At 45.7% G+C, this 12,785-nt stretch carries 10 protein-coding genes; 1 reads left to right on the top strand and 9 read right to left on the bottom strand.

Going from position 1 to position 12,785, the window contains the following annotated elements:
• Positions 1-2: 2 nt before the first annotated feature.
• Entirely contained in the window at positions 3-2,705 is a 2,703-nt protein-coding gene (aceE, locus tag GVV58_RS10325) for a pyruvate dehydrogenase (acetyl-transferring), homodimeric type (RefSeq protein ID WP_159516487.1), read from the bottom strand.
• Positions 2,706-3,033: 328 nt separating this feature from the next.
• The gene (locus GVV58_RS10330; protein WP_005173245.1) at positions 3,034-3,717 is read right to left on the bottom strand and encodes a M23 family metallopeptidase; all 684 of its coding nucleotides are present in this window, start codon (positions 3,715-3,717) and stop codon (positions 3,034-3,036) included.
• Positions 3,718-3,824: 107 nt separating this feature from the next.
• Here GVV58_RS10330 and GVV58_RS10335 point away from each other — a divergent pair, with 107 nt between their 5' ends.
• Positions 3,825-4,265, top strand: a complete 441-nt coding sequence (locus GVV58_RS10335; RefSeq protein WP_005095034.1) for a DciA family protein — start codon at positions 3,825-3,827, stop codon at positions 4,263-4,265.
• A gap of 99 nt (positions 4,266-4,364) precedes the next feature.
• Here GVV58_RS10335 and lpxC read toward each other — a convergent pair whose 3' ends face one another.
• From lpxC to murG, 7 genes are all read right to left on the bottom strand, one after another.
• Positions 4,365-5,267 (bottom strand): UDP-3-O-acyl-N-acetylglucosamine deacetylase, encoded by a 903-nt coding sequence (gene lpxC, locus GVV58_RS10340; protein ID WP_159516488.1) that lies wholly within the window; start codon positions 5,265-5,267, stop codon positions 4,365-4,367.
• A 126-nt stretch (positions 5,268-5,393) separates the two neighbouring features.
• Positions 5,394-6,584, bottom strand: a complete 1,191-nt coding sequence (gene ftsZ, locus GVV58_RS10345; RefSeq protein WP_159516489.1) for a cell division protein FtsZ — start codon at positions 6,582-6,584, stop codon at positions 5,394-5,396.
• 159 nt (positions 6,585-6,743) lie between these two features.
• Complete coding sequence (ftsA, locus tag GVV58_RS10350) at positions 6,744-8,006, bottom strand: cell division protein FtsA (RefSeq protein WP_005173256.1); 1,263 nt, start codon at positions 8,004-8,006, stop codon at positions 6,744-6,746.
• 69 nt (positions 8,007-8,075) lie between these two features.
• Positions 8,076-8,930: a cell division protein FtsQ/DivIB gene (locus GVV58_RS10355; protein ID WP_074383860.1), complete on the bottom strand. Its 855-nt coding sequence runs from the start codon at positions 8,928-8,930 to the stop codon at positions 8,076-8,078.
• Between the two features lie 2 nt (positions 8,931-8,932).
• On the bottom strand, positions 8,933-9,862 hold the full coding sequence (locus GVV58_RS10360) for a D-alanine--D-alanine ligase (RefSeq protein WP_005173261.1): 930 nt from the start codon (positions 9,860-9,862) through the stop codon (positions 8,933-8,935).
• 57 nt (positions 9,863-9,919) lie between these two features.
• On the bottom strand, positions 9,920-11,368 hold the full coding sequence (gene murC, locus GVV58_RS10365) for a UDP-N-acetylmuramate--L-alanine ligase (RefSeq protein ID WP_159516490.1): 1,449 nt from the start codon (positions 11,366-11,368) through the stop codon (positions 9,920-9,922).
• Between the two features lie 3 nt (positions 11,369-11,371).
• Positions 11,372-12,478: an undecaprenyldiphospho-muramoylpentapeptide beta-N-acetylglucosaminyltransferase gene (murG, locus tag GVV58_RS10370; RefSeq protein WP_100534533.1), complete on the bottom strand. Its 1,107-nt coding sequence runs from the start codon at positions 12,476-12,478 to the stop codon at positions 11,372-11,374.
• Positions 12,479-12,785 lie beyond the last annotated feature (307 nt).

The raw sequence follows: 12,785 nt of genomic DNA on the forward strand, positions 1-12,785 counted from the left end.
GCTTAGTTCTCCTCTTTGTAGTCAGCAACAGCATGTACAGATGGGGTTTCTTGAGGTGCCCAAGCCACTGGACGATCTGTATCAAGCTCGAAAGTCGAGATCGCATCTTTTACCAGACGCGCATCAACTTCACCTTCATCTGCCAGTTTTTTCAGGGTTGCCACCACAATATGGGCAGCATCAACACCGAAGTAACTACGCAAGTTGGCACGTGTATCTGAACGGCCATAACCGTCAGTACCCAATGCTACGAATGGACGGCCATCTGGAAGATAAGCACGGATCTGTTCGCTATAAGCACGCATATGATCAGTTGCAGACACCACGATACCTTCAGTACCACGGAGCTGTTTCGATACCCATGCTTCTTTCACATCTTCAGCCAGCGGATGCAAGCGGTTGTATTCTTCACATACCATACCATCACGTGCCAGTTCATTGAAGCTGGTTACGCTGTAGACATTTGAATGAATTTGATATTCTTCACGCAGAATCTTCGCCGCCTTGATCACTTCACGCAGGATTACACCTGAGCCCAGTAACTGAACAGTGGCTTTTTCATCTTCTTCCAGTAAGTACATACCACGCTTGATACCTTCTTCAACACCTTTTGGCATTTCCGGATGCTCGTAGTTTTCGTTCATCACAGTCAGGTAGTAGAACACACGTTCCTGGTTCACATACATACGTTGTAAACCATCATGCACGATCACTGCTAGTTCATAACCGAAACATGGGTCATAAGAGACACAGTTTGGAATGGTATTGGCCAAGATGTGTGAATGACCATCCTGATGCTGCAAGCCTTCACCGTTCAGTGTAGTACGACCTGCGGTTGCACCCAGCAAGAAACCTTGTGCCTGTGCATCGCCGGCTGCCCATGCAATATCACCGATACGCTGGAAACCAAACATCGAGTAGTACATGTACATCGGAATCATTGGCAGGTTATTGGTTGAATAACTTGTGCCTAAGGCCGCCCATGCACTCATCGCACCGGCTTCGTTAATCCCTTCTTGCAACATGTGTCCGTCTTTGGCTTCACGATAATGCATCAACTGTTCTTGGTCTTCAGGCGTATATTTCTGACCATGCGCAGCATAGATACCGAGCTGGCGGAACATGCCCTCCAAACCAAAAGTACGTGCTTCATCTGGCACAATCGGAACAACACGGTCTTTAATTGCTTTCTCTTTAAGAAGCGCAGAGATTAAACGTACCATCACCATCGTGGTCGACTGTTCTTTACCATTTGAACCCGCCAAGACCGAATCAAATACCGAAAGTTCAGGAATCGCCAGTTGCTCGCTTTCCTTCCGACGTGCAGGCAGATAACCACCCAATGCTTCACGACGTGCTTTCATGTATTTCAGCTCAGGCGAATTTTCGCTTGGACGATAGAATGGTACTTCTTCCAATTGCTCATCGGTAAATGGCAGGTTGAAGCGGTCACGCACGTATTTCAAAGAGTTGATTTGCATCTTCTTGATTTGGTGTGTTTTATTGACTGCTTCAATTTCTTCTGACAAACCATAACCTTTGACGGTTTTCGCCAGAATCACGGTCGGTTGACCTTTGGCAGTACAAGCTTCAGCATAGGCAGCAAAGACTTTGTACGGGTCATGGCCACCACGGTTCAGATTATCAATATCTTCATCGCTTAAATCCTTGACCAGTTCTTTGGCTTCTGGATATTTACCAAAGAACTTTTCACGTGCATAGGCCCCACCTTTGACCTGGTAACGCTGGAAGTCGCCGTCAACCGCTTCTTCCATCACGGCTTTGAGTGCACCAGATTTATCTTTATCCAGTAATGGGTCCCAATGACGGCCCCACACCACTTTAATCACACGCCAGCCTGCGCCGCGGAATAGTGACTCAAGTTCCTGAATGATCTTGCCATTACCACGTACCGGACCATCCAGACGTTGCAAGTTACAGTTCACCACCCAGATCAGGTTGTCGAGTTTTTCACGACCTGCCAGCGAGATTGCACCGAGGCTTTCTGGCTCGTCCATCTCGCCATCGCCCAAATAAGCCCAGACCTTACGATCTTCTTCTTTGATCAGTCCACGGTTCATCAGGTACTTTTGAATATGCGCCTGATAAATCGACATGATTGGGCCCAAACCCATCGATACCGTTGGGAACTGCCAATAATCCGGCATCAAATAAGGATGCGGATAAGATGGCAAACCTTTGCCACCGACTTCACGACGGAAATTATTCAGATGATCTTCAGTCAAACGGCCTTCTAAAAACGAACGCGCGTAAATACCGGGGGCACAGTGACCTTGATAATAGATCATGTCGCCGCCAAAGCTGTCACTGTTGGCACGGAAAAAATGGTTAAAACCGACATCATATAAAGTTGCGGAAGAGGCAAAGCTGGCCAAGTGACCACCGAGGTCATCACCGGTTTTATTTGCGCGCAATACCATTGCCAAGGCATTCCAGCGAACCAGCGCACGAATCCGGCGTTCCATATCCTGGTCGCCCGGCATTGCCGGTTGTTCTTCAACCGAAATCGTATTTAAGTAGGGAGTATTTAAACGCTGAATAGGAACATGCTTTGCAATTGCGCGTTGATAAAGTTTTTCTAATAAAAATGCTGCACGCTCGGTACCCATGTGTTGCAAAACAGAGTCAAATGCATCTTGCCATTCTTGGGTTTCTTGCGCGTCTGTATCGCCATAAAACGCCATAATCTACAGTTCCTAAAAGCCTAATTTAATGTCTTATATGTACCATATTTGAGACCTCAGCAGGTATGGCTCTGGCTGAATGCGATTTGGCAGTACTATTTAGGAACTAAATGATTGGTGACGTTTAATTACACAACATAACAAAAAATAGTCAATATAGGAGATTTATTATACATTCATTATAATAGTTGGTGATAATATCAGACTTAAAAGCGATTATCTGAAGAAACCTTCAATGTGGGTTGAAGAGCCTTAGCTTAATCGCTTTGAAATGCTTATTGGAGAGATGCTTATGTATAAAGAGCCTAATAGAAATTCAGGTCTATACTTAAGGTAACATAGCCAAATAAGTAGATGGGTTTTTACGTTGACCGTCTTTTACAACTTCATAATGCAAGTGTGGACCGGTACAGCGGCCAGTACAGCCAACGTTGGCAATATGATCACCTGCCTGTACCTGTTCTCCCACACGTGCAATAAGACGTGAAGCATGAGCATAACGTGTTAAATAGCCATTGCCATGATTGATTTCAACATATTGACCATAACCCGTACCCCAACCTGATTTGGTTACAATACCTGGGCCTGTGGCATAAATTGGTGTACCACTTGGCGCTGCAAGATCAAGACCTGAGTGATTTTCAGCACGGCCACCCATGGTACGACCACCGTAATTTGAACTTACGCGAGAATTGGGTAAGGGATGAGCGATCAGCCAGGAATAAGCACTATTTGCAGCAGCTCGATTAGATGAGGTATTTGCATACTTCTGTGCCAGCGTGCGATTGTTAAGCTCAACTGGCTTTTCACGTAGCTGGACATTCAATTTGGTTTGCGCTGGAATATCGATATCATCTGGATGAGTATATGCACCCTGTGCCAGAGTACGCGTCAATTGCTCGATACGATCTGTTGAACCATTTTCTTGATTTAGATTGACTAAATCTGCAAAGGCTACCGAAGCAGCTGAAACTGATAAAGAAAATGCCAACAAAATACGTCGCATATGCATAAAAAACCTCTCTAAACTGCTTTAATCGAGTTCCTTGAAGATCTCTATCCTTGATATCCACTAAAAGAAGCGCATAAGATTAAGACATAAACATGTAGGAATTATGTATGTCGGAACCTGTCAACGTTTTTCAACAAACCAGAAAACAGATAAAAACAGGAAACTTTTCGTTTCTCTCATCACAAGTTGCTGCCTGGCAGAAACTTACGAAACTCGTACAACCGCTATTGCCCCAACCGGAACGCTGGCAAGTTGTGTGCTATCAAAATGGTGTGTTAACGATTACCGGTGAAAACCAGGCCATGATCAGTCAATTGGCCTATCTTCAAAAGCAATACATTTCACAACTCTCTCAAATAAATGAATTAACAGATCTTACAAAACTTCAAGTTTGTTTGCGGAATCCTTCACAAACGCAACCTGTTGCAGCAACACCTGAAAGAGCCTTAAATGCAGAAACACAGGAATTACTTCGTGGTGCTGCTGACTTTATAAGCGACCCTAAGCTTAGCCAAGCTTTGCTACGTTTGGCAAGCAATAAAAAGTAACATAGCAATCAAATGTAATAAATTAGAAAAGCAGTATTATGCGACACATGTCACACTATTGGCGCAATAACTAAAACATAAAGACACAAACACAATGACTTATGTCACATTCACATACATGATTGGACAATTGGCCTCGTCATCAAATGTTACAATTTCATAGCAGCTTGGATCACTTTTCACATTGCGCAACAGCTGATTATTCAAAGCATGTCCAGATTTATAACCATCAAATTTGGCAATGATCTGATGTCCAAGCAGATACAAATCCCCGACTGCATCCAAAATTTTATGGCGTACAAATTCATCAGAGAATCTTAGACCCTCTTCATTCACCACTCCGGTTTCATCCACACCAATGGCATTCTCCAAACTGGCTCCCAGCGCCAGATTATTGGCTTTGAGATAATCCAGATCTTTCATAAAACCAAAGGTACGTGCTTCACTAACCTCATAAACAAAAGTTTCAGTCGAGAAATCGATACTGGCGGACTGATGTTCTTTTTTAAAAGCAGGATGATCAAAATCAATGGTGAAATTCAGCTGGAAGCCATGGTGCGGACTAAAAATAGCATGCTTATCATCAATCAGTGCTTCAACCGGTTTAATAATCTTGACGAATTTTTTCGCAGCATCCAGCTCTTGCAGACCACCTTGCATGAGCAGATAGATAAACGGGCCTGCACTGCCATCCATAATCGGCACTTCAGAGGCAGAGACTTCGATAATCAGATTATCAATTCCTAAACCGGCAATCGCACTCATGACATGTTCAATCGTACCGACTTTGGCATTTTCCTGAACCAGATTCGAGCACATGAAAGCTTCCTGAATCAGCATCGCATCGGCAGGAATGTCGACTGGCGGATTCAGATCAATACGACGAAACACAATTCCCCCATCGGCATGGTGCGGCACAAAGTTAATCATGACTTTTTGCCCACTGTGAAGACCGATTCCGCTCGCTTTCACGATACGTTTCAGGGTACGTTGTTTCAACATGCTTCTTTCATCTGTTCATCAATAAAACCGCTATACGTTAGCATATTTGGCCATTGAGAAAAAACAAAAAGGTGGCTTAAAAGCCACCTTTCCTGTGTAATCATGGTAAACACATGATGTTACATGTTATTTACGCTGTTGATTCTTAAGATAATCCTGAATACTCATTGGCGTTGGACGCGGGCTCGAAACTGATGCTACAGCATTCGCTGGCGTAGCGGTTTCATGTTGTTGGCGCTGAATCGCTGGTACATCGTCATCTTCTACCACAGCCTGTGAAGCTGCTGCTGGGCGCGTTGCCTGTACATTGGTACGTTTGGTCGGTTCAACCGAATCCGCTGCATGACGGGTTAAACCCGTTGCAATCACGGTCACACTGATTTCATCACGTGCATCCGGATCAAATACCGTACCGTAGAACACCTGACCTTCATCCAAATCGACAATCTGGTTAACAACATCGGTGATTTCTTCAATTTCACCAAAAGTGACATCATCGCCACCCGTTACGTTAATCAGAATACCTTTGGCATTCATGATGGTTACGTTATCGAGTAATGGGCTACGAATAGCCTGTTCAGCAGCCTGACGGGCACGGTTTTCACCACGGCCTAAACCAACACCCATCATGGCATAACCACGAGTACTCATCGCTGTTTTCAAATCGGCGAAGTCAAGGTTGATATGACCCGGACGTACCACCAGATCAAAAATACTGCGTACCGCATTCAGTAGCACATCATCCGCTTTTTTATAGGCATCTTTCATTGAAATATCACGGAAGACTTTCAATAAACGCTGATTTGGAATGATGATCAATGAGTCGACATGCTGCTCAAGCGCTTCAATGCCTTTTTCCGCAGATTGTAAACGGCGCTTGCCCTCAAAGTTGAATGGCGTCGTCACCACACCAACCGTCAGGATACCCATTTCTTTGGCAATTTCAGCAACCACTGGCGCAGCACCCGTTCCGGTACCACCGCCCATACCCGCAGTGACAAAGACCATATCGGTCCCTTCAAGCTGCTGGCGGATCAGTTCACGGCTTTCTTCTGCTGCAGTCTGACCCACTTGCGGATTGGCACCTGCACCCAGACCACGGGTACTTTGCTCACCCAGCTGAATTTTAAATTCGGCTTCCATGCGATCGAGTGCCTGCTTGTCCGTATTGGCACAAACAAACTTTACGCCCTGGATATCGGACTGCAACATGTGTTGTACAGCATTACCACCCGCACCGCCTACACCAAACACAGTGAAACGGGCTTGACCATTGCTATCGCTATGATCGTCTTCGAAAAATTCAAATGAGGCCATGACCTATAAAATTCCTAATTCATAATTGGCAGTCACTAAGCCCGTACACTGCCTTAATCTTAATAAAATTGTTTTTAAGAATGCTGCTCATGCGTTAACTTGTCAAGTACAAGCCCGATTAACTACATCTTCTCAACAATATTCACAATAAAAATCGACTTAAAAGATTGATTTCAAGGTGTCATTAAAGCCAGACCAAGCCCGCTTGACGCGCTGAGTTAACGATAATCGCTCTACATCATCCTGTTCTACAATCGTGTCTTGAGTATCACTCTGACTAAACATCAGCAAACCCGCGACCGTACTATATTGCGAACGGCGTAGCGCTGCCTGATGCTGTTCATCGGCATACACCTGCGTTGGTGGATTACCCAAATGAGCTGACACACCCAAGGTACGGCGTACAAAACTCACCATACCTTCAATATGACTGGCATCACCGGTCAGGACCACACCATGATACAAGCCCTGGATCGCGCCATTTTTCACCAGTTCATCACGCACCAATCCAAGAATCTCGTCATAACGCGCCATGATAATTTCGGTCAGCTCAATCCGGCTGATGGTTTGTGGCCCATCAATCCCCTGGAACTGAATCATATGGTCAGGCTTAACCACTTTCAGGTCTACACAGCCATACAGCAGTTTCAGGCGTTCAGCTTCTTCGGTCGTGGTCTGTAACACCGCCGCAATATCACGGGTCACATGCTCGCCACCACGCTGGAAGGTATGGGTTAAGGCCAGACGACCATCCACATACACCGCCACATTGGTGGTGCCGGCACCGATATCGACCAGACAGACGCCATATTCTTTTTCATCTTTGAGCAGACTGGCCTCAGCAGTTGCCAGACTTGAGACCACCATTTTCTCCACACCAATATTGGCGCCCTTGAGGGCACGGTCAATATTTTGCATGGTGCTAATCGGCAGCATCATCAGATGATAATGACCAGTCATGCTATGTGCAGACATCCGAATCGGATTCAGCACCCACTCTGATGAGTCATCCAGCTCGAAGCCCAAAGGCACAGCACTGACCAGATAATGGTCTGAAGTCAAATGACTGGCTTTGGCCAACTCCAGTGCACGAACCACTTCGCTGGTGGTAATCGCATGTTCGCTATTGTCGATCGAGGTTCGACCTGAAGCATAAAAGCTTTTTAATTCGGCACTTGGAATAGAAACCCAAGCAGAATGCACCCGACACTCCGCCATATCTTCTGCTTCTTGAACGGCATTTTTAATTGCGGTAATAACTTTATCGAGACTGACAATTTTCCCTTTACTCATGCCTCGGTTACGAGCGGTAGCCATACCAATCACTTGGATATTGTCTGGCGCGTGTACCTTGCCAATCAAAACTGAAACTTTGTGTGTCCCAATGTCAATCGCCACAACCGAGGGAACAGCTTCACTCATTATTCACTACTACCATTACATGTTTGTTAGATTTATGGCTTGAATGCCTCTATTTTTTAAAGCCGATCATTATGGCTTTACTGTTACATTATTCTCAACGCCCGTGTCATCAATGGTTACAATAAAATGCCCATTTACAATTTTAGGCGGAATTGAATTTTTCCACTGTATCGACAATCCATTGCGATAACGCAGGTCGATGGCCGAAATTTTAGACCAGACCGGCTTTAAGTCGCTTTGAGACAGATGGCTCAAGCGCTGTAATTTGCTCATGGTCTGATCTTTATCAACAATTATTCTTAAACCCGAATCAAACTGCATAAACCAGGTCATTCGCTCGGTGAGATAGAGTTCTTTTAGACGAATGCCGTGTGGCAAAAATAACTGATTAATTTCATTATAACGACGCATCATGGTTTCTGCATGGCTCGCTGGCCCATGTAGTAACGGTAATGCCTCATAATTCTTGGGTGTGACTTCAGTGAAAATGACACCACTGTCACTCAATAAACGTCCTGTGCCCCAACGTGCAATCGCATGATGTGGCATGATCCGTACCCGAATGCCATTTGGCCAGGCTCGGGAAACCACCACCCGATCCACCCAGGACAGCTCCAGGGTACGATCGCGGATCGCTTCCAGATCCGAAGTAAAATAGTTTTCGGTCACAACCGGTGACACATATTGCATGACCTGACGCTGTTCAGCAGCCGAGCGGGTACCTAACACGCCCAGCTCTGCCACTTCAGTATTGGTCATGACTTTATATAAGCCCAATATTCCAAAGGCCAGCACCAGCACTGCAATACACAACAATAACCAGCCACCAAAATTGGACAGCTTTTCTTTGCGTGTCGGCGGCTTGTCGTGAATTGAGGTAATCGCAGCACGTTTACGGCGCATGGAAACAGGAAGTTGAGCCATATTTAGTGTGCCGACCCGGTCAGGGTCTGTTCCAGAATCGCAACACACAGGTCATCAAAACTATAACCGACTGCAGCTGCCGCTTTTGGCACCAAAGAATGACTGGTCATGCCCGGTACGGTATTCACTTCCAGCAGCCAGAAGTTGCCCTGTTCATCCTGCATGGCATCAATCCGGCCCCAACCGCTGGCACCGACTGCCTGAAATGCACGCAGACTCAGGGCTTTTAACTGTTGCTCTTCAGCTTCGGTCAAACCACATGGAATGCCATATTGCACATCATTACGGTTATATTTGGCTTCATAATCATAGAAAGCAACATCTTGAGGTGGTTCAAGACGAATCACAGGCAGCGCCTGACCATTTAAAACCACAATGGTGAATTCACGGCCGGTAATCCATTGTTCTGCCATCACCACGGCATCATGTTCAGTTGCCTTGGCAATTGCTTCTGCAAAGTCTTCAATTTTTTCGACCTTGCTCATGCCGATACTCGAACCTTCATGTACCGGTTTGATAATCAAAGGCAGGCCTAAAGAATTGACGATATCAGCCGCATCGGAATCTTTGGTAACAATACGGTAAGGCGCTGTCGGCAATTCCGAACCCTGCCAGACCTGCTTGGTCTTGACCTTGTCCATGCCGATTGCAGAGCCTTGTACCCCCGTACCGGTATAGGGCACATTTAGCCATTCCAGTACACCCTGAATCTGACCATCTTCACCACCACGACCATGCAATACAATGAAAGCACGGTCATAATTTACCAGTTCTGTGACACTACGTTGCTGCGGGTCAAAAGCTTCCGCATTGACCCCTGAACGCACTAATGCCTCAAGTACCGCCGTACCACTGTCTAGAGAAACCTCACGCTCTGCAGATTTACCACCAAGCAACACGGCAACTTTTCCGAATTTTGAAGCATTTGACACGTTTATATCCTTAAACTTTTTTCAATCTGGTCAATTCAATTCAGTCATGCAAGATGACTATTTTATGTATAAGTGATTTTGCGCAAGTTCGACTGAGATTGCTCCAACATTACCTGCGCCCTGGGTTAATAACAAGTCATTTGCTTGCAATACTTTTCTCATGATCTGATTCAGATTACCGTCCACCGCATCGACCAGAATTGGCTCAACTTCGCCACGTAAGCGAATGCTGCGGGCTAAAGTACGGCTGTCCGCCCCGACAATCGGTTTTTCACCGGCAGGATAAACATCCAATAACAATAACTGGTCTACAGTAGAAAGTACTTCCACAAAATCATCAAAACAGTCACGGGTACGGCTATAACGGTGTGGCTGGAACATCATCACCAGACGACGATCCGGATGACTCTGACGCGCGGCTTTAATGGTGGCTTCGACTTCTTTTGGATGATGACCATAATCATCCACCAGTTTTACATTACCACCATCAATTTCAAATTCGCCCTGAACTTCGAAGCGACGGCCTACCCCACTGAAACCTTCCAGTGCACGGCAAATAGAAGCATCAGACACACCTTCATCGGTCGCGACACCAATCGCAGCCAAGGCATTCAGGACATTATGTAAGCCTGGCTGATTCACGGTCACACGTAATGGCTCACGCTCTTTACGCAATACGGTAAAGTGGGTTTGCATGCCATCCTGATCAACATCTACTGCGCGGATGTCATTGTCTTCATTAAAACCATAGGTCAGCACCGGACGTGCAATTCGTGGCATGATTTCACGAATATTGGCATCATCACCACAGACCACGGCCAGGCCATAAAATGGCAGTTTTTGCAGGAACTGGATAAAGGTATCTTTCAGCACATCGAAGCTACCGCCATAAGTGTCCATATGGTCGGCATCGATATTGGTCACTACAGCAGCCATAGGTTCCAAGTGCAGGAAAGAGGCATCCGATTCATCGGCTTCTGCCACGATATAACGGCTGGCACCCAGAGCAGCATTCATACCGGTACGGTTCAGCAAACCGCCGATCACATAGGTTGGATCCATGTTTTCTTCTGCCAGCATACAGGTAAGCAGACTGGTGGTCGTGGTTTTGCCATGAGTACCGGCAACCGCAATACCATGACGGTAACGCATCAGCTCACCCAGCATTTCTGCACGGCGAACCACGGGAATACGACTTTCAATCGCGGTTTTAATTTCCGGGTTTTCCTTGTCAATCGCAGTAGACACCACGATCACATTGGCCCCTTTAATATTATTTGCAGTGTGCCCGATATAAACCTTGATCCCATTTTCTTCCAGCTGCGCCGTGGTATTGGATGCCTTGATATCTGAACCGGAAACTTTATAGCCCTGATTTTTCAATACTTCGGCAATACCACACATGCCTGCACCGCCAATGCCCACAAAATGAATGTGTTTGATACGGCGCATTTCCGGCACTTTAATTAATTTTTTCGCTTGTTCAGCTGGGGTTACTGGAGACATAGTTTACTCGAATGATAATTCTTGAATTAAACGGACCACATGTTGAGTCGCATCGGGTTGAGCCTGTCGACGTGCTTTTACCGCCATTTCCATTAATAGCTGGCGATTCAGCATCGGCTCTAATAAGGTTTTTAAACTTTCCGGGGTCATGCTGGCCTGTGGGCAGATTTTTGCCGCATTAATCTTGGCAAGAAAACCGGCATTGGCAGTCTGGTGATCATCCACCGCACTTGGAAGCGGTACAAAAATCGCAGCCACACCTGCCGTCGCAATTTCGGTCACCGTCAATGCGCCAGCACGACAGATCACCACATCGGCATCACTATAGGCTTTGGCCATATCTTCAATAAAAGGCTGGACTTCGACGTGCAGATTTGCCGGAGCATTGGCATAACATGCACGCGTCGCCTCAGCATGGTTTTGACCACACTGATGATAGACATTTAAAGGCACATTGAACTGTTTTAAGGCTTCAGGCACCCGTTCATTTAAGGCCTGCGCCCCCAAAGATCCGCCCACGATTAAAATGCGTAAGGGTAATCCTGCTTTTTCACGCTCCTGATAACGCCAGGACGGATTTAAAATGTCACTAATTTCTTGGCGCACCGGATTGCCCGTGGTCACGATTTTATCCTGTGCGGGAAAGGTGTCCGGAAACGCCTGACACACCGTCTTGGCAACACGCGACAATTGGCTATTGGTAAAACCGGCCACCGCATTCTGCTCATGAACCAGCACCGGAATGCCTAGGATACGCGCAGCCAGACCACCCGGCCCTGCCACATAACCACCAAAGCCGGCTACGGCATCGACTTTTAGCTGCTTCATGTATTTCATGGCACTAAAAGTCGCTTTCATAATTTTAAAAGGGGCCAAGGCCTTACGTACAAAACCATTACCACGCACACCCTGAATATCAATTTGATAAACAGGAATATTCTGATTTTTTAATAAACGATTTTCCATGCCTGCAGGCGTAGCCAGCCAAGACACTTCAATCCCTTGTTGTTGTAAATTTTTTGCAACGGCTAACGCTGGAAACACATGTCCACCCGTACCTGCGGCCATCATCATGACATGTTTAGGCTGTTTTTGCTGAGCGTCGGTCACGGTCTAATTCTTCAATTTAAAAAATGGAACAGGAAATCTGATTTAAGTGGTCAATTGTAATCACAATTGTAGGGCCTTGAAAGTTTATTTACTTTATTTCAACAAGGCATTAATTGTTTTTTTCATACGATTTTAAAGTTTAAACTAGTTTTGTTATCAGGCAGGCATTTTTCCTTAGACTTAAGTGACATATAAACACAATTTTAACCCTCTTTCATTTAATCTTTCCCTCACTGTATTTGTTAGATCTATTTGTTTTTCGGGATTTTCTCAGCAATTTCTATTCATTCACCAGTTTAATTGCTCT

The sequence above is a fragment of the Acinetobacter sp. 18QD2AZ41W genome (genome assembly GCF_009829025.1).
Taxonomy (GTDB): domain Bacteria; phylum Pseudomonadota; class Gammaproteobacteria; order Pseudomonadales; family Moraxellaceae; genus Acinetobacter; species Acinetobacter pseudolwoffii.